The following is a 22,618-nucleotide window of genomic DNA, read 5'->3' on the forward strand; positions in this document are numbered from 1 at the left end:
GAACACCCTTCGCTGGACAATCCGGACGAATCGGCATTCTCCTGTTTTGGATACAAAAGGAGAACGCCGATGCTTGCCGATCTCGCGGAAAAGTTCGAATCCTCTTCCCGCCGTTATGCTGAAGTGAATGGCATCGAAAGAGATCCGGACTGGTATCTCCTGAAGCTGCAGGAAGAAATGGGCGAACTCACGCAGGCCTGGAACCGCGTGAGCGGCAGAGGGCGCCCGAAGGCAAGGCGCCGGACGAACTGAAGCAGGACCTCGCCGACGAAACGGCCGACATGCTCGGCCACATCCTGCTTTTCGCCCGCCAAAATGGCATCGACCTCGCACGAGCGATCGAGCGCAAGTGGCTGTTTAGGCCGTGAGCTCTTATGTTCGTTTCAGGGAAGTCGCCTTGCCACGCCGCAAGCTCTCGGCGATCCACCACCCGCACTGTTCTTCGGTATAAGACGGCGCTCCCCAGTGGACGATCGCTAGACTGCCCTCCGGTAGAACTTGTTGTCCACGGCCATCAAGGGGAAGGAGCGAGGAAGGTCGCCGCGCTTGATCTCAGTGAAGCCGTTCTTCTCGTAAAAGCGATGCGCTGCCAGGAACCTGTCGGTCGTGCCGAGGAAGATCTCGAGAATGCCGTGTGCTTTGGCATGGGTAAAGAGCGTGTCGAGCAGCCTTGCGGCAACGCCGTGCCGCGGGCCACGCACGGGCGCGGCGACGAACATCTTGCGGAGCGCTGCGCGGTTGTTGCCGATATCCTTGAGGCCGATCGTGCCGACGATGACGCCGTCAAGCTCCGCGACCCAGAACTGGCCTTTGCCGGACTGGTAGAAATCCGGGATGACCTGTAGATCCGGTTGGTCGTCGGCTGTGATCGCGAAGCCGAATTCGTCGCGCTGGATCGGCAGGATGACCGAAAAGACGCCATCGATGTCAGGGGCGGCGAAGGGTCTGATCTCGATCTCGCTCATCGCCACCTCCGGATCGTTAGGCTTTCGTGCCGCCGACGGTCACCTGGTCCATGCGCAGATGCGGCTGTCCGACGCCGACCGGAACCCACTGCCCGGCCTTGCCGCAATTGCCGATGCCGGTGTCGAGCTTCATATCGTTGCCGATCATCGAGACGCGCTTCATCGCATCCGGGCCGTTGCCGATCAGCATCGCGCCCTTGATTGGTGCGCCGATTTTACCGTTCTCGATGAGGTAAGCCTCGGTGCAGCCGAAGACGAACTTGCCGGAGGTGATGTCCACCTGGCCACCGCCGAAGGAGACGGCATAGATGCCCTTCCTCACGGAAGCGATGATCTCTTCGGGCGTCTTGTCGCCGCCGAGCATGTAGGTGTTGGTCATGCGTGGCATCGGCACATGGGCATAGCCCTGGCGGCGGCCGTTGCCGGTCGGCTGCATGCCCATCAGCCGGGCGTTCTGGCGGTCCTGCATGTAGCCGACGAGCTTGCCGTTCTCGATGAGCACGTTGTAGCCGGAGGGCGTGCCCTCGTCGTCGATGGTGATCGAGCCGCGTCGGCTGTCGATCGTGCCGTCATCGACCACGGTGACGCCCGGTGCAGCCACCATCTGGCCAAGCAGGCCGGCGAAGGCCGAGGTCCTTTTGCGATTGAAATCGCCTTCGAGGCCATGGCCGACCGCTTCGTGCAGCATGACACCCGGCCAGCCGGAGCCGAGAACGACATCCATTGTGCCGGCCGGCGCCTCGATCGCTTCGAGATTGACGAGTGCCTGACGAAGCGCCTCGTCGGCACCGTACTGCCAATTGCCCTCCGCAATAAAATCGCCGAAGCCGATGCGCCCGCCGCTGCCATAGGAGCCGCTTTCCTGCCGATCGCCTTTCCCGACGATGACGGAGATGTTGATGCGCGTCATCGGGCGGATATCGCGAACGCGATGACCATCGGCGCGCAGGATATCGACAACCTGCCAGCTTGCGGCGACCGACGCCGTCACCTGGCGCACCTTGTCGTCCTTGCCGCGCAGGTATGCGTCGATATCGGTCAGGACTTTAACCTTCTCTTCGAAGGTTGGCGAGCCGATCGGGTTCTCGTCGCCGTAGAATTTCTTGTTGGTGCGCTGGGGCGCTGCGGCGTAGCTGCCGGAATAGCCCTTCGTGACCGCTCCGACGGCCTCTGCCGCCCGCTTTAGCGCCGCAACCGAAAGATCGCCTGCATGCGCGTAGCCGACCGCTTCGCCGGCGACGGCGCGAAGGCCGAAACCCTGCTCGGTATTGAAGCTTCCGCCCTTGAGGCGGCCATTGTCGAACATCAGCGATTCCGCCTGCGCATGCTCGATGAAGAGCTCGCCGTCATCGGAGCCGGAAAGCGCCTCGGCAACGTGTTTGCGCATCGTCGTTTCGTCGGCGTCGAACAGCGTCAGCAGGTCGGTATTCATAGTCGTATTCTCCGCTTCGAAGCAGAAACGCTTCCAGGCCGATGTAGGTCCGCAGAGCTGTTCGAGCAAGCCCTTATCAGGGCAGGGCGTCGTAGCCTTCTGCAAAGCCCTTGAGGTCGACCGGAATGCCGATGCCTTCTTCGGGCGTCTGGAAGACTATGAAAGTGGCGCTGGTGCCGCTGCGGAATGTCTTCAGCAGCTCGTCCTCGAGCACGACTTCGGCGTAGCAGCCGTCGGCAAAGCAGCGCACGAAATAGGCGCGGCCGATGTCCTTGCCGTCGACATTGAGGCCGAGGCCGTTCGGCAGCAGGACACCGAGCGGGGCCAGAACGCGGAGGATCTTCGACTTGCGGTCGGCGGTCTTCAGCACGACGACCGAGAGGCCGACCTCCGGCCGGTCTTCGGCAATCACGTTCTGCATCAGCGCGCATTGCTCGGCCGAAGCGCCAGCCGGCTTGTCGCAGACGACCGACCAAGCGCCGTGGTTGGACTTCACGGTTCCGGGGGCCTGCGGTTGGCTTTGTCCGGGCGTTGCCTGCTGCGGGCGATCCGCTTGCGCTGGTGCCGTCTGTGCCGGCGCCGGTTGCTGGGCAGGCGGCTTCGGTTGCTGGGCAGGCGGCTTCGGCGCAGGCTGCTGCTGGGCAAATACGGGGGTTGTCGCCGCGGCTGCGATGCTGGTGATCAGAATAAGCGACCGCGCGAGGGAACGGAAACCCATGGAAACCTCTGGAATTCGAATCAGTGCCGCTATTGTTGAAGGCCGCCATCGGAAATGAAAAGCCCCGCCCCGTCAAAACCGGGGGACTACGGCAGAAATAGGACCTTTCGCCGATATTGTCGGGAGGGCGGATTGGTTACAACCGGTCTTTTTCATATGACCATGAAAATCTTCAGCAATGTTTTGCCCTGGCTGCGGAATTTGACTTTAGGCAAAAATGCCGCATAGACAATCGCTCTGGCCTGTTGCGGTAGATGGCAAACTGTGGTTTGAAGCGCTGAAGATGGCAAGGATTCTGCGTTCGATTTGTGGCAGATCAAGCGCTCGAGGGAGATACTAAGGTGATTAAGAAGGCTTATGCAGCACTGGCCGCGCTGGTCTGTCTGCTTTTTGCTTCCGGCAGTTTTGCCGATCAGCCGCTGCCGTGGCAGGCAACGCTGCAGCCGGCGGCAACGCCGATCATGCGGGAAATCCGCTGGTTCGAACAATATACGCTGTGGTTCATCGTTCCGATCACGCTTTTCGTTCTCGTGCTGCTGATCGTCGCCTGTTTCAAGTTCCGCGCCAGCGCAAATCCGGTGCCTTCGAAGACGAGCCACAACACGCTGATCGAAGTCATCTGGACCGTCGGACCGGTTCTCGTTCTTCTCTTCCTTGCCGTTCCGTCGTTCAACCTTTTGACGGCGCAGCTCACCCTACCGGAAAACCCGGATGTCACGCTGAAAGCGACGGCCACCCAGTGGCAGTGGAATTACGAATACGCAGGCACCGGCGAGACGCCGCTCACCTTCGATTCCTTCCTGCTCAAGGATCCAGATCGCGCAGCTGCCGGCAAGTCCGACCTCGCCACCTATCCGCGTCTGCTCGCCGTCGACAACGAAGTCGTTCTGCCGGTCAACAAGACGGTCCGTGTTCTCGTGACTGCTGCTCCGACCGACGTCATTCACGCTTTCGCCATGCCGTCCTTCGGCATCAAGATCGACGCCGTTCCCGGCCGTTTGAATGAAACCTGGTTCAAGACGGAGCGCGAAGGCCTGTTCTATGGCCAGTGTTCCGAGCTCTGCGGCAAGGACCACGCGTTCATGCCGATCGCGATCCGCGTCGTCTCCGAAGACAAGTACAAGCAGTGGCTGACGGCTGCCGCTTCTGATCTTCCTGGAGCCTACAAGGCTCTCATGGCTGCCACCGACGGTCCTGCAAAGACCGTCGACGTCGCCGAAAACGTTCAGTAATAGAAGGGGCTCGGGACAATGGCTGGACCTTCCGCTCACGATCATTCTCATGATCACTCGCATGACGCTCATGCGCATGACGATCATCACGACCACTCGCACAAGCCGAGCTTCGTCAACCGCTGGTTCTTTTCGACGAACCACAAGGACATCGGCACGCTCTACCTGATCTTCGCGATCATTGCCGGCATCGTCGGCGGCGCGCTCTCTGTTGCCATGCGCATGGAGCTTCAGGAGCCGGGCATCCAGATCTTCCACGGCCTGGCCTCGATGGTCTATGGTTACGAAGGCGACGCCGCCATCGACGGCGCCAAGCAGATGTTCAACATGTTCACGACTGCGCACGCGCTGATCATGATCTTCTTCATGGTCATGCCCGCGATGATCGGCGGTTTCGCCAACTGGATGGTGCCGATCATGATCGGTGCGCCGGACATGGCATTCCCGCGTCTGAACAACATTTCCTTCTGGCTGATCGTTCCTGCCTTCCTTTTGCTCGTGCTTTCGATGTTCGTCGAAGGCCCGGCGGGCGCTTACGGTGCCGGCGGCGGCTGGACGCTCTACCCGCCGCTTGCCACCTCCGGTACGCCCGGTCCGGCGGTCGATCTTGCGATCTTTGCGCTGCATGTCGCGGGGGCCTCCTCGATCCTCGGTGCGATCAACTTCATCACCACGATCCTGAACATGCGCGCTCCGGGCATGACGCTGCACAAGATGCCGCTCTTCGCCTGGGCCGTTCTGATCACGGCTTTCCTGCTGCTGCTCTCGCTGCCGGTTCTGGCAGGCGGCATCACCATGCTGCTCACCGATCGCAACTTCGGCACGTCGTTCTTCGCGCCGGAAGGCGGCGGCGATCCGATTCTTTACCAGCACCTGTTCTGGTTCTTCGGTCACCCGGAAGTCTACATCCTGATCCTGCCAGGCTTCGGCATGGTCAGCCACATCATCTCGACCTTCTCGCGCAAGCCGGTCTTCGGCTACCTTGGCATGGCATATGCCATGGTCGCGATCGGTGCCGTCGGCTTCGTCGTCTGGGCCCACCACATGTATACGGTCGGCCTGTCGCTCGATGCGCAGCGCTACTTCGTCTTCGCAACGATGGTCATCGCCGTTCCGACGGGCGTGAAGATCTTTTCGTGGATCGCAACGATGTGGGGCGGCTCGATCACCTTCCGCACGCCGATGATCTGGGCGATCGGCTTCATCTTCCTGTTCACGGTCGGCGGCGTGACGGGTGTTCAGCTCGCTAACGCCGGTCTCGACCGCTCGCTGCATGACACCTATTACGTCGTGGCTCATTTCCACTACGTTTTGTCGCTCGGTGCCGTCTTCGCCATCTTCGCAGGCTGGTACTACTGGTTCCCGAAGATGACCGGCTACATGTACAACGAGTTCGTCGGCAAGCTGCACTTCTGGGTCATGTTCATTGGGGTCAACCTGGTGTTCTTCCCGCAGCATTTCCTCGGCCTTGCTGGAATGCCGCGCCGTTACATCGACTATCCGGATGCATTTGCCGGCTGGAACTACGTTTCCTCGATCGGCTCCTACATCTCGGCCTTCGGCGTGCTGATCTTCCTCTTCGGCGTTTTCGAAGCCTTCGCCAGGAAGCGCGTCGCCGGCGACAATCCGTGGGGCGAAGGTGCCACGACGCTCGAATGGCAGCTGCCTTCGCCGCCGCCGTATCACCAGTGGGAACAGCTCCCGCGCATCAAGTAAGATGCTGATATTCCGGGCGCCGCATGCAAATGCGGCGTCCGGCCTTGAAGAATGCAGGACGGAAGAATGAGGGTCATAAACAATCACGAGGTACTTGTGAACGACGGCGAACATCTCCTGTCGGAAGCCAGTGCGCGCGATTATTTCGAGCTTCTGAAGCCGCGCGTGATGTCGCTCGTGGTCTTCACGGCTTTTGCTGGCCTCGTGCTGGCACCCGGCCACATCAATCCCGTGCTCGGCCTGATTTCGATCCTCTGCATTGCCATCGGCGCAGGCGCCTCGGGTGCGCTCAACATGTGGTACGATGCCGATATCGACGCCATCATGACCCGCACCGCGCGCCGCCCGATTCCGGCAGGTCGCATCACGCCGAAGGAAGCACTGGCCTTCGGCCTGATCCTCTCCTGTTTTTCGGTTGTCATCCTCGGCCTCGCGGTCAACTGGCTCTCGGCTTCGATCCTCGCCTTCACGATTTTCTTCTACGTCGTCATCTACACGATGTGGCTGAAGCGTTCGACGCCGCAGAACATCGTCATAGGCGGTGCCGCCGGCGCCTTCCCCCCGATGATTGGCTGGGCGTGCGTGACGAATTCGGTGACAATCGAAAGCACCGTCCTGTTTCTCATCATCTTCCTCTGGACGCCGGCGCATTTCTGGGCGCTCGCGCTGTTCAAGATGCGCGATTATGAGGCCGTCGGCGTGCCGATGCTGCCGAACGTATCTGGCGAGCGCGCCACCAAGCACCAGATCGTCGCCTATGCCGTAATGACGGCCGTGTGCGGCGTAGTTCCGTCCTTCCTCGGCTTTGCGAGCGCCGGATACGGTCTTGTCGCTGCATCGCTCGGCGCGGTCTTCATATACTGTTCCATCGCCGTCTGGCGCATGCCGGATGGCGATCCCAAGATGATCCCGGCGAAGAAGCTTTTTGCTTTCTCGATCTTTTATCTCTTCGCCATCTTTTCTGCCCTGTTGATAGACCGGCTCGCTTCCATGCTGGTCTCGCATGCAGGAGGTTTGCTCTGATGGAAACGGTCAAGCTCACGGAAGCGCAGCGCAAGTCGCGCCGCAACCGGAACATCGCTCTCGGCCTCGCGCTTGCTGGCCTTTGCGTTCTCTTCTACGCCATCACCATCGTGAAGTTCACCGGGCACGGAGGCTGAACCGATGAGCGATGCCGTAAACGCACACAACAAGCAGGGCCGCAACAACGGCGCCGTCGTCTTCATGTGCCTGAGCTTCGTCATCGGTATGACGGCGATGAGCTATGCCGCGGTTCCGCTCTACCGCATCTTCTGCCAGATGACGGGTTACAACGGCACCACCCAGCGCGTCGATCAGGCGTCGAGCGTCATCCTCGACCGCAAGATGCGCGTGACCTTCGACGCCAATGTGGCGTCGGGCCTGTACTGGGACTTCAAGCCGGTGCAGCGCGAGGTCAATCCGCGCATCGGCGAGACCATCCAGGTCAATTTCGTGGCGGAGAACAAGTCGAACGAGACGCAGCGCGGCCAGGCAGTCTTCAACGTGACGCCGGGCGAGGCGGGGGTCTACTTCAACAAGATCCAGTGCTTCTGCTTTACCGAAACGGATCTGAAGCCGGGCGAGACGCTTGAAATGCCCGTGGTGTTCTATATCGATCCGGATATTACCAAGGCCGTCGAGTCGAAAGACATCCACACGATTACGCTGTCATATACGTTCTACCCGAAAGAGGGACCGAAGCCGGTGGCTTCGAATGAGGGTAGAGCGCAGAAGGTTGAAAAGAAACTTTGATTGAAGATCGTTTCCGGCTATGCCGGAGGCGAAGCGAAGGAAGACATCCGGGGATCTGACATGGCCGATGCGCATCAGAAAAATCACGACTACCACATCATCGACCCAAGCCCGTGGCCGATTCTGGCGTCGCTTGGCGCCTTCATCGTAACATTCGGCGGCGTCGGCTATATGCGCTACCTGAACGGCGGTTCGCTGCACCTCTTTGGTGTCGAATGGGCCCAGCCCTGGCTGTTTTACATCGGCCTCGTACTGATCCTCTATGTCATGTACGGCTGGTGGGCCGATACGGTGAAGGAGGCTCATGAGGGTGCCCATACCCGCGTCGTCTCGCTGCATCTGCGCTACGGCATGATCATGTTCATCGCCTCGGAAGTGATGTTCTTCGTCGCCTGGTTCTGGGCCTATTTCGACGCCAGTCTCTTTGCGAATGAAGCGATCCAGGCGTCGCGCCTCGCATATACTGGTGGCCAGTGGCCGCCGAAGGGCATTGAGGTCCTCGATCCCTGGCACCTGCCGATCTACAACACCGTCATCCTGCTGCTGTCCGGCACGACGGTCACCTGGGCGCATCACGCGCTACTGCACAATGATCGCAAAGGTCTCATTCAGGGCCTGACGCTCACCGTCCTGCTCGGCGTCCTGTTTTCCGGCGTCCAGGCTTACGAGTACATGCACGCGCCCTTCGCATTCAAGAACTCGATCTACGGCGCCACCTTCTTCATGGCGACCGGCTTCCACGGTTTCCACGTGCAGATCGGAACGATCTTCCTGCTGGTCTGCCTGCTGCGCGCGCTGCGTGGCGACTTCACGCCGAAACAGCACTTCGGTTTCGAAGCCGCCGCCTGGTACTGGCATTTCGTCGACGTCGTCTGGCTCTTCCTGTTCTTCTGCATCTACGTCTGGGGCGGCTGGGGCGCTCCTGTCGCGGCAGGCTGATGGACCGAAAGAAAATCAGAAAGGCGGGAGCCATCGGCGCCCGCCTTTTTTCATCGCTACCTTGAAGCAGCGATCCGCTCGAAGGCCGATGGCTCCGCAATTCCGAGATCGAGTTGGTGCCGGATCGCCTCGGCGCATTCATATGGCGTCAACACCGAGGTATCGAGCTCGAGATCGTAGATACCCGGCCTGTGCACCTCCTCCTGCCAGCGCCGCACGGGGACTGGAACAGGGACCTCGCCATTGCCTCTTTCGTAAAGATTCTCGCGCCCGGGCTCGTCGATGTTGCGGCGCTTCATGATGACGTCGAGCGGGCAGCGCACACCGACGAAGAGAACCGGGAAACCTTCAAGCCGCCGGGCGCAATCGGTGAGAATCCCGAGCGGCTGCGAATAGGCGTCGTGATGACCGAGGTCGGCAACGACATTCAGCCCGAGCCCGGCATGGATGGCGATGGACTCGTAGAGTGCCGCGTAGAAGAACGGCACCAGTTCCTCAAGATCGGGGCGCTCGCCGCCGGGGCGAAGGCCGATGCCCGGCAGGTAGCGCGCCGGCGTCGCGGCATTGTAGATGTCGACGCCGAGGTTCATCCACGGTCCTTCGAACTGCTGCTGAACGGCTCTCGCGATCGTCGTCTTGCCGCTTCGCGGTGCCCCGTTCAGGATCACGATCTGGCCTGCAGGGTTCTCGTTGCTCATCAGCTTCTTCTTCTGTTTGGCGCGAATCGCTGACGCGAAATCGCGCAGCTATTTCCTTTCGTCCTGCAGATACTTTATGGGAGAGTTAAGGCGCGGCTGAAAATGATCTCCGGCCGAAAGGAAGACGATGTGCGAAGACAGTGCATATTTTCCCCCTGTGGATCCCGTAAGGACCGGGATGCGGGGCTGCTGCCCGCGCTGCGGACAGGGAAAATTGTTCGATGGCGTGCTCGCGGTGAAGCCACGCTGTGCCGCCTGCGGCCTCGACTATTCCTTTGCCGATTCCGGCGATGGCCCCGCCGTCTTCGTCATTCTCATCGTCGGCTTCATCATCATCGGCTCCGTGCTCTGGCTGGAGGTGAACTATTCGCCGCCGATCTGGCTGCACATTCTGCTGTTCGCTCCGTTGACGATCGCTCTTTCGCTGGTGGCGCTGCGCTGGTGCAAGGGCATCCTGATCGCCATGCAATACCGCCACAATGCCCGTGAAGGACGCATTTCCAGTGACTGATATCCAGGCCGTGGCTGCACGTCGCAGGCTGCCGGTCTTCACCGGCATTGCCGTGCTGATTGCTCTCGCCATCCTCGTCTCGCTCGGCACCTGGCAGGTGGAGCGCCTGCATTGGAAGGAAGGGCTGATCGCCGATATTGCGCAGCGCCGCGCCTCGGCGCCGATGCCGCTCGCCGATATCGAGCGGATGCTCGCCTCGGGCGGCGACATCGAGTACCGGCCCGTCACGACGACCGGCCGTTATGTGAACAACAAGGAGCGGCACTTCTTCGCCACCTGGCGCGGCCAGACGGGCTATTACATCTACACCCCGCTTGAGCTTGCCGGCGGACGCTACCTCTTCGTCAATCGCGGCTTCGTTCCTTTTGAGAACAAGGAGCCGGAAATGCGCATGCAGGGCCAACTGACCGGCGAGCAGACGGTCATCGGCCTGACGCGCAACAAGCTGCCTGGAAAGCCTTCCTGGCTCGTACCGGACAACGATGTCGCTAAGAACATCTTCTACTGGAAAGACCTCGACGTGATGGCCGCAAGCACCGGTCTCAACAAGGCGAGCATCTTGCCCTTCTTCGTCGATGCCGATTCGACGCCCAACCCGAAAGGCCTGCCGATCGGCGGCGTCACCGACGTCGACCTGCCGAACAACCACCTGCAATATGCCTTTACTTGGTATGGCCTGGCGGCGGTGCTGGCCGTGATCGTTGCGATCTCGTGGTTCCGCGGGCGCGGCAAGCCGGCCTCGCAATAGTATCGCTTCAATTCCTTCTTATATTGGGCTAGACAGCCCTATCCCAGATTACCGGACATGACATGAACATAGCGGCGAAACCTCCATTGACGATCAGGCTTTGCGGACCGCGCGGCTTCTGCGCCGGCGTCGACCGCGCCATCCAGATCGTCGTGCTGGCGCTGAAATCCTATGGCGCCCCCGTCTATGTCCGCCACGAGATCGTACATAACCGCTACGTCGTCGAGGGACTGGAGGCCAAGGGCGCGGTCTTCGTTGAAGAACTCGATGAAATACCGGCGGAGCACCGCGCCCAGCCCGTCGTTTTTTCCGCACACGGCGTCCCGAAGTCCGTTCCCGAAGATGCGAACGCCCGCAATCTTTTCTACCTCGATGCCACCTGTCCGCTGGTTTCCAAGGTTCACAAGCAGGCGATGCGGCACAATCGCCTCGGCCGCCATGTCGTGCTGATCGGCCATGCTGGTCATCCGGAAGTCATCGGCACGATGGGTCAGCTTCCCGAGGGCTCGGTCTCGCTGATCGAGACGGTCGAAGACGCCGATGCCTATCAGCCTGCCGATCCCGACAATCTGGGCTACGTGACCCAGACGACGCTTTCGGTTGACGACACGGCCGGCGTGATTGCGCGTCTCGAGCAGCGTTTCCCGAAGCTGACGGCACCCGCCGCCGACTCGATCTGCTATGCCACGACCAACCGCCAGGAAGTGGTCAAGCAGGCCGCACCCGGCTGCGACCTCTTCATCATCGTCGGTGCGCCGAATTCCTCTAACTCCAAGCGCCTTGTCGAAGTCGCGCTGAGGGCAGGGGCAAAGATGTCGATCCTCGTGCAGCGCGCCGCTGAACTGGACTGGAACGAGATAGGTCCGATTTCGACGCTTGGCCTTTCCGCCGGTGCCTCCGCGCCGGAAGTGATCGTCAACGAGATCATCGAAGCCTTCCGGGCACGTTTCGACGCCAGGGTGGAGCTTGCCGAGACCGTGCAGGAAAACGAGCATTTCCTAGTCAACCGGGAACTGCGCAACATCGAGCTGACGACGGCCGACATGGCTTTTGTGAACGGGGATTAGAGGCTTGGATCGTGCCGCTTACCCTCCTCTGCCGTGCCGGGCATCCCCCCGGGGGAGATCGGCAGTAGCACCGTCTCCGGCAATCGCGACGAAGACGATAGATTGCAAGGCAAGACGCATGCTTTTAATCTCCCCCCTTGTGGGGGAGATGTCACGAAGTGACAACGGGGGGGTATATCCCCATGCGTTTCATCACTCCCCTTAGCGTATTTAATGTGAGAGCCCTCCTTGGCAGTCTATACCGATATTTCAGAAGACGATTTGAAGTGGTTTTTGACGGAGTATGATGCCGGCACCCTGCTTTCCTACAAGGGGATTGCGGAAGGCGTCGAAAATTCCAACTTCCTGTTGCACACCACCAAAAAGCCGCTGATCTTGACGCTCTACGAAAAGCGCGTCGAAAAGGCCGACCTGCCGTTCTTCCTCGGTCTGATGCAGCATCTTGCCGACCGCGGCGTGTCCTGTCCGCTGCCGCTGCCGCGCAAGGACGGTGCGCTGCTCGGTACGCTTTCGGATCGACCGGCGGCGCTCATTTCCTTCCTTGAAGGCATGTGGCTGAGGAAGCCCGAAGCCAAACATTGCCGCGAAGTCGGCAAGGCGCTGGCGCAGATGCATATCGCCGGCGAAGGTTTCGAACTGAAGCGGCCGAACGCGCTGTCGCTGGAGGGCTGGAAGTTGCTTTGGGATAAGTCCGAGGCGCGCGCCGACGAAGTCGAGAAGGGCTTGTTTGCCGAAATCCGGGGCGAGATCGATTTCCTCTCCGCCCACTGGCCGAAGGACCTTCCGGCCGGCGTCATTCATGCCGATCTCTTCCCCGACAACGTCTTCTTCCTCGGCGATGAGCTGTCCGGCCTGATCGATTTCTATTTCGCCTGCAACGATCTGCTTGCCTACGACGTCTCGATCATTCTCAACGCCTGGTGCTTTGAAAAGGACGGCGCCTACAACATCACCAAGGGCACGGCCATGTTGGAAGGCTACCGGAGTGTTCGGCCGCTCAACAGTGCCGAACTCGCAGCGCTTCCTGTGCTTGCGCGTGGTTCTGCGCTCCGCTTCTTCCTGACCCGCCTCTATGACTGGCTGACGACGCCGGAAGGCGCAATGGTCACCAAGAAGGACCCGCTCGAATACCTGCGCAAGCTGCGCTTCCACCGGCAGGTCGCATCGGCTGCCGAATACGGGCTTTCGCCATGAAGCACGTCGAGATTTTCACCGACGGCGCGTGCTCGGGCAATCCCGGTCCTGGCGGTTGGGGCGCAATCCTGCGTTATGGCGACATTGAAAAGGAACTCTCCGGCGGCGAGGCGGACACGACCAATAACCGCATGGAGTTGATGGCGGCGATTTCGGCGCTCTCGGCGCTGAAGACGCCCTGCGAGGTCGACCTCTACACCGACAGCGCCTACGTCAAGGACGGGATTTCCAAGTGGATTTTCGGCTGGAAGAAAAACGGCTGGAAGACCGCGGACAAGAAACCGGTGAAGAATGCCGAGCTCTGGCAGGCGCTGGAGGAAGCCCGCAACAAGCATAAAGTGACGCTCCACTGGATCAAGGGCCATGCCGGCCATCCGGAAAACGAGCGTGCCGACGAACTGGCGCGCATGGGCATGGCACCCTTCAAGAAGCGGTAGGGCGGCAAATCCGGGGAGGCGATATTGCGCATCATTTCGCTGAATGCCTGGGGCGGCAAGCTGCATCGGCCGCTGATGGACTATTTCCGGGCTGCTGAGGCGGACGTGCTCTGCCTCCAGGAGGTTACCCGTTCCGTCACCGTCAAGAGCGACTGGCTGGAATATCGCGATGGCAGCCACATCCTGCCGCAGCGCGCCAACCTCTTCGAGGAGATCAAGGCGGTTCTTCCGGAGCATGACGCCTTCTTCGCGCCGACGGCGAGAGGCGAGCTTTTTGATGACGAAAACAGCGTGCCTTCGGAATTCGGTCTTGCGACGTTCGTGCGTCGGTCGGTTGCGGTCATCGGCCACGCCGCAGATTTCGTGCATGGCGATTTCTCAGCAGATAGCTACGGAGAGCATCCGCGCGCCCGCAACGCCCATGCCATCCGCCTTTTCGACTACGGGGCCGGTCAAGCGATCACGATCGCCCACCTGCATGGCCTGCGTGACATGGCCGGCAAGGGCGATACGCCCGCACGCCGGGGTCAAGCCGATGCGCTGGTCAGCCTGATCGGGCAGATCTGGCGCAAGGGCGAGCGTCTCGTCGTCTGCGGCGACTTCAACGTGCTGCCCGGAAGCGTCATGTTCGATGTGCTCGGTGGACTCGGCCTCACCGATCTCGTCACTTCCCGCGGCTTCACGGATACGAGAACATCGCACTATGCCAAAGACGGGCGCTTTGCGGACTATATGCTGGTGACGCCTGAAGTCGGCGTCGTGAGCTTCGACGTCGTAGGGGAACCGGAAGTGTCCGACCATCGGCCGCTCCTGCTGGACCTTGGGTAGCCGTCAGCACGGCTGCCTCCAATATCGACGCCTCGTCGTTATTCAGAATATGAAACTGCTTAAATAGCGGGCATTGCAACGGACTGTTTCGCGGTCCAGGTGGGAAAGCCGTTGTAAATGAAGCATTTGCGAAAACTGGCATATGGCTTGCTTACCCGTCTTGTATGCAAGACAGCCATACATCCGAAAGCACACAGAGCAACATCGAAGAGGCCATCGTTTCGGGCATTCTTTCCGCCCGGATCCGGCCCGGCACGCGGCTGAGCGAAAACCAGCTTGCGTCAGTCTTCGGCGTTTCGCGAACCCGTGTGCGCGAGGCGATGATGAGGCTCGAAACGCGCGGCATCGTCACCGTGAGCCCCCGGCGAGGTTGGTTTGTGGTCGAGCCGTCCGCCGAAGAGGCGATGACCGTCTATGAGGCAAGGCGTGCTATCGAATCCGGCCTGCTGCGTGGCATGCGCGCGCTGACGGACGAGGGCCGCACGGTTCTCGTCTCCCACCTCGACGAGGAAAAGGCTGCGATGGCTGCAGGCGACCGCCAGCGCCTCACCTGCCTCATGGGTGACTTCCATATCCGCATCGCCGAACTCGGCGGCAACCCGATCCTTGTCGACATCCTGCGCGATCTCACTGCCAGGACAATCCTGATTTCGATGCTCTATCAGTCGGAATTTCACGCAGTGCAATCTCATGAGGGGCATTGCCGCATCTTCGAGGCCATGGCAGCAGGCGATTTCGTCAAGGCCGCCGAGCTCTCCGTCGAACATCTGGACGAGGTGGAAACGGGCCTGGACCTCACGACCCGCCCGGACCCACTCTCGGAATTGCGCAGTTCCCTGTCGCTCCCTCCCAGGACCGTGTCTTCCCAACCGGCAGGCACACGAAAAACCGCAACTTCAAAGGAGAAATGAACACATGCTGACAAGAAGAACATTCTTTGCAATCGCAACGCTCGCAGCCGCTGTCGGCTTCGGTTCCGCTTCCCATGCCGATGCGCTTGCCGACATCACCGCGCGCGGCACGCTGCGCGTCGCCGTCCCGCAGGATTTTCCGCCCTTCGGCAGCGTCGGCACCGATATGGCGCCGATGGGCTATGACATCGACATGGCCAATCTGATTGCCGAAAAACTTGGCGTCAAAACCGAACTCGTGCCGGTCACCAGCGCCAACCGCATTCCCTATCTGCAGACGAACAAGGTCGATCTGGTTATTTCCAGCCTCGGCAAGAATCCGGACCGCGAAAAGGTCATCGATTTCTCCGCGGCCTATGCTCCCTTCTATAACGGCGTGTTCGCACCAGGCGATCTTTCCGTCGCCAAGGTGGAAGATCTTGCCGGCAAGACGGTCGGCGTCACCCGCGGCGCCGTCGAAGACCTCGAACTGACGAAGATCGCGTCTGCCGATGTAACGATCAAGCGCTACGAGGATAACAACGGCACGATTTCCGCCTTCCTCTCCGGTCAGGTCGAGGCTGTTGCAACCGGCAACGTGGTTGCCGCCGCCATCCTTGCCAAGAACCCCCCGAAGCGGCCCGAACTGAAGTTCCTGATCAAGAACTCGCCCTGCTACATCGGCCTCAGCAAGGAGCAGCCAGCGCTTCTCGAAAAGGTGAACGGCATCATCGCCGCCGCCAAGGCCGATGGTTCGCTGAACGCCATTGCCCAGAAGTGGCTCGGCGCCGACCTCCCGAAAGACCTCTAAAAACCGGTCCAGCATGGTCATCCCGCGCCGCGGGGTGACCACTCGCCGTCGGTATTCAAAGAGGGGACAGTGTCTTGAGCTACCATTTCGAATTCGGTTGGCTGCTTCAATATTACCCGCAGATAGTCAAGGGCATCGTGATCACCATCGAGCTGATCTCGATTGGCGGCGTGCTCGGCATTTTGCTCGGCACCTTCTGTGCCTGGGTGCGCGCGCTCGGCCCGGCTTGGCTGAAGCCCGTCGTTGCGGCCTATGTCGAGCTGATCCGCAATACGCCGTTCCTGATCCAGCTCTTCTTCATCTTCTTCGGCCTGCCGTCGCTCGGTCTGCAGCTTTCTGAGCTGACGGCCGCCAATCTTGCCATGATCGTCAACCTCGGGGCCTATAGCTGCGAGATCATCCGCGCCGGCATCCAGGCGACGCCGAAGGGGCAGTTCGAGGCGGGCGCAAGCCTCGCCATGACGCCATTCGAAACCTTCCGACATGTCGTTCTCGTGCCGTCGCTCCAGCGCATCTGGCCGGCACTCTCCTCGCAGGTGGTGATCGTCATGCTCGGCTCCTCCGTCGTCTCGCAGATCGCCGCCGAGGACCTGACCTTTGCCGCCAACTTCATCCAGTCGCGAACCTTCCGCGCCTTCGAAGCCTACATCGTCTCGACGGCCATCTATCTGGCGCTGGCGATCCTGCTCCGGCAGCTTTTGGTGGTGGCCGGCGGGTTCATCTTCCCGAGGAGGCTTGTCCGATGATCGAGTTCACACTCTGGGATATCCTGCGTAACCTGCTGCTCGCCACGCGCTGGACGGTTCTGCTCTCGCTCGTTTCCTTCATCGGGGGCGGCGCGGTCGGGCTCGGCCTGCTCTTCCTGCGCATCAGCAAGCGGAAGTCGCTGCGGGCGCTTGCAAAATACTACATCGAGCTTTTTCAAGGCACGCCGCTCCTGATGCAGCTCTTCATCGCCTTCTTCGGTCTCGGCCTTTTCGGCGTCGACGTGCCGGCATGGCTTGCCGCCGCCCTGGCATTGATCCTCTGGACCGCTGCCTTCCTCGCCGAAATCTGGCGCGGCTGCGTCGAAGCGGTTGCGAAAGGCCAATGGGAAGCCTCCGCCAGCCTCGGCATGGGAAGGTTGCAGCAGATGCGCTACGTCATCCTACCGCAGGCGCTGAGGGTCGCCGTGCCGCCGACCGTCGGCTTCTCCGTCCAGGTCGTCAAGGGAACGGCACTCACCTCGATCATAGGCTTCGTCGAACTATCGAAGGCAGGCACCGTCGTCACCAACGCCACCTTCCAGCCCTTCACTGTCTACGGGCTCGTCGCTCTTATCTATTTTGCGCTTTGCTGGCCTCTGTCGAAGAGCAGCCAGATCCTCGAAAGGAAGCTCAATGTCGCTCATCGAAATCACTGAAGTCCGCAAGAGCTACGGCACGAACGAGGTGCTGAAGGGCATCGACCTGGATGTGGAGCCGGGCGAGGTCATTGCCATCATCGGCAAGAGCGGCTCGGGAAAATCAACGCTGCTGCGCTGCATCAACGGCCTCGAGACCATCACCCAAGGCTCGATCTCGGTAGCCGGCGCCCAGCTTCTGGACGACGAATTGCATCTGAAGGCGCTCAGGCTGAAAGTCGGCATGATCTTCCAGCAGTTCAATCTCTTCCCGCACCTGACGGCCGGCGGCAATGTCATGCTGTCGCAGTCGGTCGTCAAGAAGACGCCGAAGGCAGAGGCTGAAGCGGTCGCCCGCAAGATGCTCGACCGCGTCGGTCTCGGCCACAAGTTCGATGCCTATCCCGACGAGCTTTCCGGCGGCCAGCAGCAGCGTGTCGCGATTGCCCGGGCGCTTGCCATGCAGCCGATCGCCCTGCTGTGCGACGAGATCACCTCCGCGCTCGACCCGGAACTCGTCGCCGAGGTTCTGGCTGTCGTGCGCGAGCTTGCCTCCGAGGGCATGACATTGCTGATGGTGACGCACGAGATGAAATTCGCCCGCGACGTCTGCAGCCGCGTCGTCTTCATGCACCAGGGCCGCGTCCACGAAATCGGCCCGCCGGAAGAAGTCTTCGCCAACCCGAAGACCGCCGAACTCAAGCAGTTCCTCGGCGTGCATTAGTGGGCGGCCAGATCGCGTGTGCTATCCCGCCGCCTCGATGATCAGTTGGGTAATCTCATCCGGATGGGAGATCAGCGAGAGATGGCTGGCCTTCAGTTCGATGGTCTTGGCTCCCATGCGCTGGGCCATGAAGCGTTCGAGGTCTGGATTGATCGTGCGATCTTCCGTCGAAACGGCATACCAGCTTGGCTTCGAACGCCAAGCCGCCTGTGTGGTCTTGCCCGTAAGGAGAGCCTTGTTGAATGGCTCCTGGACTGCATAAAGCACCTTCGCCCTTGCTTCTGGTAGGTCGCCCGCGAAATCATGCAGGAATGCCGCCTCGCTGAGGCGTCCTTCGTCACCATCGAAAACGATGCCTGCGGAGGCCGGCGGCGTGGGAAATGTCTTGGCCAGTGCGGCATAGTCCTCGCCCGCATCCGGCGCCCGCGCTGCGACATAAACGAGTGCCGACACGTTCGGATGCATACCAGCTTCAGTTACGATCATCCCCGCGAAGGAATGCCCGACCAGAACCGTCGGGCCATCCTGCCGTGCCAGCACCCGCTCAACGGAGGATACCGCTTCAGGCAGCGTCGTTAGCGGATTTTGCACGGCCGTGGCATTGAACCGCGCTGCCTGCAGTCGGGCAATCACCTCGGACCAGCACGATCCATCAGCGAACAGCCCATGCGCCAGGACGACGTTGCGCGCCTTCACCGCACCAGAGGGCGCGGCCATGCTGCGGGTTGAGAGAAGAGAAGTGGCCGCGCCGGCAACAAAGGCGGCTGAGAAAGTACGTCTTGTCATCATCATGAGATGGCTTCCTTCTGCGTCGAACAGTTTGAAGGCTTGCGTACGACGTGTCTCAAGCGTGGCTGCGAGAGCTTTTCCAGCTCTCCAGCTCGCATTCTTAGAAAGTCGATGCGTATGCAAGATATATGATGTCCCGGTAATATGTATTCTTTATGCGGAAATGTTTCAATAATTGAATGCGTAACTGTTCCGTGATGACTAATTTGTATGCGGTCACTTTTCCGGTTGTGCATATTCGCGTACAAAAGAGCCCGAAGGGTAAGGAAGATTATGCATGGTCAAGGGATCAGACGCTCGAGATGATGTCGATGATCGGGAGCTCCTGTCTGACCGCATTCGCAACGCGCTGACGGATGAGATCGCTGCGGGCACGCTGGTAGCGGGTGCTTCGCTGGACGAACAGCAGCTTGCCGACCGTTTCGGCGCCTCCCGCACTCCAGTTCGAGAAGCGCTGCGTCAATTGGCGGTCAGCGGGCTCGTCGAGGTTCGCGCACGGCGAGGCGTCGTCGTGGCTCGCTTGACCCCCGAGCGCATCATGGACATGTTTGAGACGTCGGCCGAGATCGAGGCCATGTGCGTGCGGCTTGCGACCTACCGTATGACTCCGCTCGAGCGAAGCCACCTGATCGGACTGCACGACATGTCTGACGAGATTGTCGAGAAAGGTGATTTTGACGCGTATGATGCTTTCAACCGCGAATTCCATGAGACGATCTATCGCGCTACCCACAACGGCTTTCTTGCCGAACAAGCGATAGCGGTGCGCACGAGGCTGAACGCCTTTCGGCGCACGCAACTTCGGCAAGGCGATCGGATGCGTAAGTCCCGGGATGAGCACGATGCCATCATGCAGGCGATCGCGGAGGGCGACGGCGAAATGGCATCTCGGCGCATGCGAGCACATATGCTGAACGCTGCCACAGCGCTGCGTCGTTTCATTGAAGCGAACAAGTCGGCATAACATTGCTGACGACAACGCATGCCTGCAACCGCTTCGGCTCTCGGCAGGCAACGAGAGCCGGTCGAGCCTTCCGAGCAACCGGGCGCCTTCAGCTTTTGAAGCGCGCTGCCTCTTCAGACCCACGCGTCGCGTCTCCGGCGCTGTAGGAGTGAGCACCGGCGCCGGCGAGTTTGCCGCCGTCGACGATCAGATATTCCTCGCGGATCGGCTTGCCTTCGAACCAGCATTCGAGAATTTCCCGCGTGCCAGCGGCGTAGCGCGCCTGGGCGGAGAGCGACGAGCCCGAAATATGCGGCGTCATGCCGTGATGCGGCATCGACCGCCAAGGATGGTCCTTCGGTGCGGGCTGCGGGAACCACACGTCGCCGGCATAACCGCCAAGCTGGCCGCTCTCGAGCGCCCGCGCGACGGCATCGCGATTGCAGATCTTGCCGCGCGCCGTGTTCACCAGGTAGGCGCCGCGTTTCATCTTGGCGATCATCGCTTCGTCGAAGAGGTTTTCCGTCTCCGGATGCAGCGGCGCGTTGATCGTGACGACATCGCAGACGGGCACCATCTCAGTTGGCGTCTTGTGGAAGGTAACGCCGAGCTCCTTCTCGACTGCATCGGGAAGCCGGTGGCGGTCGGTATAGTGCAGCTTGACGTCGAACGGCTTCAGCCGGCGAAGCACCGCGCTGCCGATCCGCCCGGCACCCACCGTGCCGATCTCCATGCCCTCGATATCGTAAGAGCGCGCGACGCAGTCGGCGATGTTCCAGCCGCCTTTCACGACCCACTGGTAGGAGGGGATATAGTTTCGCGCGAGGCTGAGGATCATCATGACCACATGTTCGGATACGCTGATTGAGTTGCAGTAGGTCACCTCGGCGACGGTGATGCCGCGGTCCATCGCGGCCTGGAGATCGACATGGTCGGAGCCGATGCCGGCGGTGATCGCCAGCTTCAGCTTGGCCGCCTTGGCGATCCGCTCGGCGGTCAGGTAGGCCGGCCAAAAAGGCTGCGAGATCACGATCTCGGCGTCGGCAAGCTCGCGTTCGAAGACGCTGCCGGGACCGTCCTTGTCCGAGGTCACCACCAGATTGTGCCCCTGGCTTTCGAGAAACTTCCTCAAGCCCAGTTCGCCGGAGACGCTGCCCAACAGGGCGCCCGGCTGAAAATCGATGGCTTTCGGGGTGGGAAGCGTCTGGCCGCCGGGATAGTGTTCGAGTTTCGGCAGGCCATCCCGCGCATAGGCGCTCGGATATCCATCGACCGGATCGTCATAGAGGACGCAAACGACCTTTGCCAAATCCATCTCCCTTCATTTGAAAACGAAGAGGGAGGGCCTCGAATTCTTCAAAGCTGCCGGTCAATGCGGACGAACAGCAGGGCAATGTGCTCTGTTGAATGATCTGTGGCCAGCAGGCTCGCTCGCAGCGCTCCCGCGTTCGTAATTGGCACCACTGTGGAAAGGTGGAGGAGCCGGACACGGTTTCAAGTAGAGCCGCCGGGAAGTCACCGTAATCCCCTTGCCCTCTGCCTCGTTCCCTCTATTCTGCCGGCAACGCCATAGGAGGCCACCATATGATCCTGCATTGCGTATTGCTGCGGCTGAAGGCTGCTATGACGGGCGAGGAGAAGCAGGCGTTGCTCGAATCGGTCGTCGCGCTGAAGCAGGTGATCCCGGGCATCCTCGATGTCAGATATGGCCCAAACGTCTCGCCGGAAGGGCTGCATGGCGGCTTCGTCGACGGCTTCGTGGTGACCTTCGAAAATGCCGCGGCGCGGGATGCCTATCTCGTGCATCCCGAGCATGTGGCCGTCGGCGAGCGCATCGTCTCCTCGACGGATGGCGGCCTTGCCGGCCTCCTGGTCTTTGATTTCAATCTCTGAGGGAAGCCGCGGCGCAATCAGCTCGACTTTGCCATCGCCGCGGCGATCTGGTCGACATTGTAGCGGAACATCTTCTCGTAGGTCGGCGCCGGTCCCTTCGCATCCGAAAGCGATTCGACATAGAGCTCGCCGCCGGGTTCTGCACCCGTTGCCTTGGCGACCTGCCTGACGAGGCGGGGATCGTTCGAGTTTTCGAAGAAATAGCTCTTCACGTGCTCGGCCTTGATCTGCTCGATCAGCTTGGCGACGTCTGCGGCAGACGCCTCCGTTTCGGTTGACATGCCCAGCGGCGCTAGGAAGCTGACATTGTACTCGCGGCCGAAATAGCCGAAGGCGTCGTGGCTCGTCAGCACCTTGCGCCGGTCGTCCGGAACCGTGTCGAATTTGGAATGGGCATAGGCGTCAAGCGCGTCGAGCGTCTTCGTGTAGCGCTCGGCATTCGCCTTGAAGATGCTGGCATCCGCCGGATTGGCGGCCGATAGCGCCTTCTCGATATTGGCGACCCAGACCTTCACGTTGACCGGACTGTTCCAGACGTGGGGATCCGTGACAGTCTCGCCGTCCTCTTCCATCGTGCGGGTCTTGATGCCGTCGGAGACGGTGACCGGCGTTCCCTTGTAGCCGGAAGCGGAAATCAGCCGGTCCATCCAGCCCTCCAGGCCTTCGCCGCTGACGAAGGTCACCTGCGCGGCCTTCAGATGCTTGGCGTCGGCAGGCGACGGCTCGAACTCATGGGGGTCGCCATTCGGGCCGACGAGGCTCGTGACGTTCACGTGGTCGCCGCCGACCTGGCTGACGACATCGGCAAGCACGGTAAAGGAGGCAACCACCTTCAGGGTTTCGGCGGAGGCTGGTACGGACGAAAAGGCGATCAGCGCGGGAAGGGCCGCGGAAAGAAGTAGTCTGCGGGAAATCATCGAAGTCTCCTT

General features: G+C 60.8%; 26 protein-coding genes and 1 pseudogene. 20 read left to right on the plus strand and 7 right to left on the minus strand.

The window, feature by feature from the left end; all coding sequences use genetic code 11:
• Positions 1-69 precede the first annotated feature (69 nt).
• Positions 70-368, plus strand: a pseudogene (locus tag ISN39_RS03085) (pyrophosphatase).
• A 108-nt stretch (positions 369-476) separates the two neighbouring features.
• Here the strand turns inward: ISN39_RS03085 and ISN39_RS03090 are convergent.
• The 3 genes from ISN39_RS03090 to ISN39_RS03100 form a co-directional block, all read right to left on the minus strand.
• Positions 477-965, minus strand: a complete 489-nt coding sequence (locus ISN39_RS03090) for a GNAT family N-acetyltransferase (protein WP_074066895.1) — start codon at positions 963-965, stop codon at positions 477-479.
• A gap of 16 nt (positions 966-981) precedes the next feature.
• Positions 982-2,397: a metalloprotease TldD gene (tldD, locus tag ISN39_RS03095; RefSeq protein ID WP_194729141.1), complete on the minus strand. Its 1,416-nt coding sequence runs from the start codon at positions 2,395-2,397 to the stop codon at positions 982-984.
• Between the two features lie 76 nt (positions 2,398-2,473).
• Positions 2,474-3,115, minus strand: coding sequence for an invasion associated locus B family protein (locus ISN39_RS03100; RefSeq protein WP_074066897.1), 642 nt, complete (start codon positions 3,113-3,115; stop codon positions 2,474-2,476).
• A gap of 341 nt (positions 3,116-3,456) precedes the next feature.
• On the opposite strand from ISN39_RS03100, the gene coxB reads away from it, so the two are divergent.
• From coxB to ISN39_RS03130, 6 genes are all read left to right on the plus strand, one after another.
• Positions 3,457-4,347 carry a cytochrome c oxidase subunit II gene (gene coxB, locus ISN39_RS03105; protein ID WP_194729142.1) on the plus strand — a complete coding sequence of 297 codons (891 nt, stop codon included), beginning with the start codon at positions 3,457-3,459 and terminating at the stop codon, positions 4,345-4,347.
• An 18-nt stretch (positions 4,348-4,365) separates the two neighbouring features.
• On the plus strand, positions 4,366-6,063 hold the full coding sequence (gene ctaD, locus ISN39_RS03110) for a cytochrome c oxidase subunit I (protein ID WP_022716479.1): 1,698 nt from the start codon (positions 4,366-4,368) through the stop codon (positions 6,061-6,063).
• A 66-nt stretch (positions 6,064-6,129) separates the two neighbouring features.
• Positions 6,130-7,086, plus strand: a complete 957-nt coding sequence (locus ISN39_RS03115) for a heme o synthase (protein ID WP_194729143.1) — start codon at positions 6,130-6,132, stop codon at positions 7,084-7,086.
• Positions 7,086-7,223 (plus strand): hypothetical protein, encoded by a 138-nt coding sequence (locus tag ISN39_RS03120; protein ID WP_022716477.1) that lies wholly within the window; start codon positions 7,086-7,088, stop codon positions 7,221-7,223. Before ISN39_RS03115 ends, ISN39_RS03120 begins: the two co-directional genes overlap by 1 nt.
• Positions 7,224-7,227: 4 nt before the next feature.
• Positions 7,228-7,836, plus strand: coding sequence for a cytochrome c oxidase assembly protein (locus tag ISN39_RS03125; protein WP_194729144.1), 609 nt, complete (start codon positions 7,228-7,230; stop codon positions 7,834-7,836).
• Positions 7,837-7,896: 60 nt separating this feature from the next.
• On the plus strand, positions 7,897-8,775 hold the full coding sequence (locus ISN39_RS03130; protein ID WP_074070190.1) for a cytochrome c oxidase subunit 3: 879 nt from the start codon (positions 7,897-7,899) through the stop codon (positions 8,773-8,775).
• Positions 8,776-8,831: 56 nt separating this feature from the next.
• Here ISN39_RS03130 and ISN39_RS03135 read toward each other — a convergent pair whose 3' ends face one another.
• A complete protein-coding gene (locus ISN39_RS03135; protein ID WP_194729145.1) occupies positions 8,832-9,473 on the minus strand; it encodes a chloramphenicol phosphotransferase in 642 nt (213 codons plus the stop codon).
• Positions 9,474-9,600: 127 nt separating this feature from the next.
• Here ISN39_RS03135 and ISN39_RS03140 point away from each other — a divergent pair, with 127 nt between their 5' ends.
• The 11 genes from ISN39_RS03140 to ISN39_RS03190 all read left to right on the plus strand — a co-directional run bounded on the left by ISN39_RS03140 (position 9,601) and on the right by ISN39_RS03190 (position 18,064).
• Positions 9,601-9,984, plus strand: a complete 384-nt coding sequence (locus ISN39_RS03140; RefSeq protein ID WP_194729146.1) for a DUF983 domain-containing protein — start codon at positions 9,601-9,603, stop codon at positions 9,982-9,984.
• Positions 9,977-10,732: an SURF1 family protein gene (locus tag ISN39_RS03145; RefSeq protein WP_194729147.1), complete on the plus strand. Its 756-nt coding sequence runs from the start codon at positions 9,977-9,979 to the stop codon at positions 10,730-10,732. The genes ISN39_RS03140 and ISN39_RS03145 overlap by 8 nt, the downstream gene beginning before the upstream one ends.
• A 62-nt stretch (positions 10,733-10,794) precedes the next feature.
• Positions 10,795-11,799 (plus strand): 4-hydroxy-3-methylbut-2-enyl diphosphate reductase, encoded by a 1,005-nt coding sequence (ispH, locus tag ISN39_RS03150; RefSeq protein WP_074066905.1) that lies wholly within the window; start codon positions 10,795-10,797, stop codon positions 11,797-11,799.
• A gap of 228 nt (positions 11,800-12,027) precedes the next feature.
• The gene (locus ISN39_RS03155; RefSeq protein ID WP_194729148.1) at positions 12,028-12,993 is read left to right on the plus strand and encodes a homoserine kinase; all 966 of its coding nucleotides are present in this window, start codon (positions 12,028-12,030) and stop codon (positions 12,991-12,993) included.
• On the plus strand, positions 12,990-13,430 hold the full coding sequence (gene rnhA, locus ISN39_RS03160) for a ribonuclease HI (RefSeq protein ID WP_074066907.1): 441 nt from the start codon (positions 12,990-12,992) through the stop codon (positions 13,428-13,430). Before ISN39_RS03155 ends, rnhA begins: the two co-directional genes overlap by 4 nt.
• A gap of 24 nt (positions 13,431-13,454) precedes the next feature.
• Positions 13,455-14,258, plus strand: a complete 804-nt coding sequence (locus ISN39_RS03165) for an endonuclease/exonuclease/phosphatase family protein (RefSeq protein ID WP_194729149.1) — start codon at positions 13,455-13,457, stop codon at positions 14,256-14,258.
• A gap of 164 nt (positions 14,259-14,422) precedes the next feature.
• A complete protein-coding gene (locus ISN39_RS03170; RefSeq protein WP_074066909.1) occupies positions 14,423-15,169 on the plus strand; it encodes a GntR family transcriptional regulator in 747 nt (248 codons plus the stop codon).
• 4 nt (positions 15,170-15,173) lie between these two features.
• A complete protein-coding gene (locus ISN39_RS03175; RefSeq protein ID WP_194729150.1) occupies positions 15,174-15,959 on the plus strand; it encodes a transporter substrate-binding domain-containing protein in 786 nt (261 codons plus the stop codon).
• A gap of 74 nt (positions 15,960-16,033) precedes the next feature.
• On the plus strand, positions 16,034-16,705 hold the full coding sequence (locus tag ISN39_RS03180; RefSeq protein ID WP_022716465.1) for an amino acid ABC transporter permease: 672 nt from the start codon (positions 16,034-16,036) through the stop codon (positions 16,703-16,705).
• Positions 16,702-17,361 carry an amino acid ABC transporter permease gene (locus tag ISN39_RS03185; RefSeq protein WP_194729151.1) on the plus strand — a complete coding sequence of 220 codons (660 nt, stop codon included), beginning with the start codon at positions 16,702-16,704 and terminating at the stop codon, positions 17,359-17,361. Before ISN39_RS03180 ends, ISN39_RS03185 begins: the two co-directional genes overlap by 4 nt.
• Complete coding sequence (locus tag ISN39_RS03190) at positions 17,339-18,064, plus strand: amino acid ABC transporter ATP-binding protein (protein ID WP_194729152.1); 726 nt, start codon at positions 17,339-17,341, stop codon at positions 18,062-18,064. Before ISN39_RS03185 ends, ISN39_RS03190 begins: the two co-directional genes overlap by 23 nt.
• Positions 18,065-18,085: 21 nt before the next feature.
• Here the strand turns inward: ISN39_RS03190 and ISN39_RS03195 are convergent, their stop codons facing one another.
• Positions 18,086-18,856, minus strand: coding sequence for an alpha/beta hydrolase (locus tag ISN39_RS03195; RefSeq protein WP_194729153.1), 771 nt, complete (start codon positions 18,854-18,856; stop codon positions 18,086-18,088).
• Between the two features lie 274 nt (positions 18,857-19,130).
• On the opposite strand from ISN39_RS03195, the gene ISN39_RS03200 reads away from it, so the two are divergent.
• Positions 19,131-19,817, plus strand: coding sequence for a GntR family transcriptional regulator (locus tag ISN39_RS03200; RefSeq protein ID WP_074066914.1), 687 nt, complete (start codon positions 19,131-19,133; stop codon positions 19,815-19,817).
• Positions 19,818-19,905: 88 nt separating this feature from the next.
• Here the strand turns inward: ISN39_RS03200 and ISN39_RS03205 are convergent, their stop codons facing one another.
• Complete coding sequence (locus ISN39_RS03205; protein WP_194729154.1) at positions 19,906-21,105, minus strand: NAD-dependent formate dehydrogenase; 1,200 nt, start codon at positions 21,103-21,105, stop codon at positions 19,906-19,908.
• Positions 21,106-21,380: 275 nt separating this feature from the next.
• On the opposite strand from ISN39_RS03205, the gene ISN39_RS03210 reads away from it, so the two are divergent.
• The gene (locus tag ISN39_RS03210) at positions 21,381-21,689 is read left to right on the plus strand and encodes a Dabb family protein (RefSeq protein WP_074066916.1); all 309 of its coding nucleotides are present in this window, start codon (positions 21,381-21,383) and stop codon (positions 21,687-21,689) included.
• Positions 21,690-21,706: 17 nt separating this feature from the next.
• On the opposite strand, the gene ISN39_RS03215 is transcribed toward ISN39_RS03210, so the two are convergent.
• The gene (locus ISN39_RS03215) at positions 21,707-22,606 is read right to left on the minus strand and encodes a metal ABC transporter substrate-binding protein (protein ID WP_074066917.1); all 900 of its coding nucleotides are present in this window, start codon (positions 22,604-22,606) and stop codon (positions 21,707-21,709) included.
• Between the last annotated feature and the right edge of the window lie 12 nt (positions 22,607-22,618).

The organism is Rhizobium sp. 007 (assembly GCF_015353075.1).
GTDB lineage: Bacteria > Pseudomonadota > Alphaproteobacteria > Rhizobiales > Rhizobiaceae > Rhizobium.

Coding starts and splice junctions, on each gene's coding strand:
- ISN39_RS03090 (WP_074066895.1), bottom strand. CDS start 965: ATGAGCGAGATCGAGATCAGACCCTTCGCCGCCCCTGACATCGATGGC.
- tldD (WP_194729141.1), bottom strand. CDS start 2,397: ATGAATACCGACCTGCTGACGCTGTTCGACGCCGACGAAACGACGATG.
- ISN39_RS03100 (WP_074066897.1), bottom strand. CDS start 3,115: ATGGGTTTCCGTTCCCTCGCGCGGTCGCTTATTCTGATCACCAGCATC.
- ctaD (WP_022716479.1), top strand. CDS start 4,366: ATGGCTGGACCTTCCGCTCACGATCATTCTCATGATCACTCGCATGAC.
- ISN39_RS03115 (WP_194729143.1), top strand. CDS start 6,130: ATGAGGGTCATAAACAATCACGAGGTACTTGTGAACGACGGCGAACAT.
- ISN39_RS03120 (WP_022716477.1), top strand. CDS start 7,086: ATGGAAACGGTCAAGCTCACGGAAGCGCAGCGCAAGTCGCGCCGCAAC.
- ISN39_RS03125 (WP_194729144.1), top strand. CDS start 7,228: ATGAGCGATGCCGTAAACGCACACAACAAGCAGGGCCGCAACAACGGC.
- ISN39_RS03130 (WP_074070190.1), top strand. CDS start 7,897: ATGGCCGATGCGCATCAGAAAAATCACGACTACCACATCATCGACCCA.
- ISN39_RS03135 (WP_194729145.1), bottom strand. CDS start 9,473: ATGAGCAACGAGAACCCTGCAGGCCAGATCGTGATCCTGAACGGGGCA.
- ISN39_RS03140 (WP_194729146.1), top strand. CDS start 9,601: ATGTGCGAAGACAGTGCATATTTTCCCCCTGTGGATCCCGTAAGGACC.
- ispH (WP_074066905.1), top strand. CDS start 10,795: ATGAACATAGCGGCGAAACCTCCATTGACGATCAGGCTTTGCGGACCG.
- rnhA (WP_074066907.1), top strand. CDS start 12,990: ATGAAGCACGTCGAGATTTTCACCGACGGCGCGTGCTCGGGCAATCCC.
- ISN39_RS03170 (WP_074066909.1), top strand. CDS start 14,423: ATGCAAGACAGCCATACATCCGAAAGCACACAGAGCAACATCGAAGAG.
- ISN39_RS03175 (WP_194729150.1), top strand. CDS start 15,174: ATGCTGACAAGAAGAACATTCTTTGCAATCGCAACGCTCGCAGCCGCT.
- ISN39_RS03185 (WP_194729151.1), top strand. CDS start 16,702: ATGATCGAGTTCACACTCTGGGATATCCTGCGTAACCTGCTGCTCGCC.
- ISN39_RS03190 (WP_194729152.1), top strand. CDS start 17,339: ATGTCGCTCATCGAAATCACTGAAGTCCGCAAGAGCTACGGCACGAAC.
- ISN39_RS03195 (WP_194729153.1), bottom strand. CDS start 18,856: ATGATGATGACAAGACGTACTTTCTCAGCCGCCTTTGTTGCCGGCGCG.
- ISN39_RS03200 (WP_074066914.1), top strand. CDS start 19,131: ATGGTCAAGGGATCAGACGCTCGAGATGATGTCGATGATCGGGAGCTC.
- ISN39_RS03210 (WP_074066916.1), top strand. CDS start 21,381: ATGATCCTGCATTGCGTATTGCTGCGGCTGAAGGCTGCTATGACGGGC.
- ISN39_RS03215 (WP_074066917.1), bottom strand. CDS start 22,606: ATGATTTCCCGCAGACTACTTCTTTCCGCGGCCCTTCCCGCGCTGATC.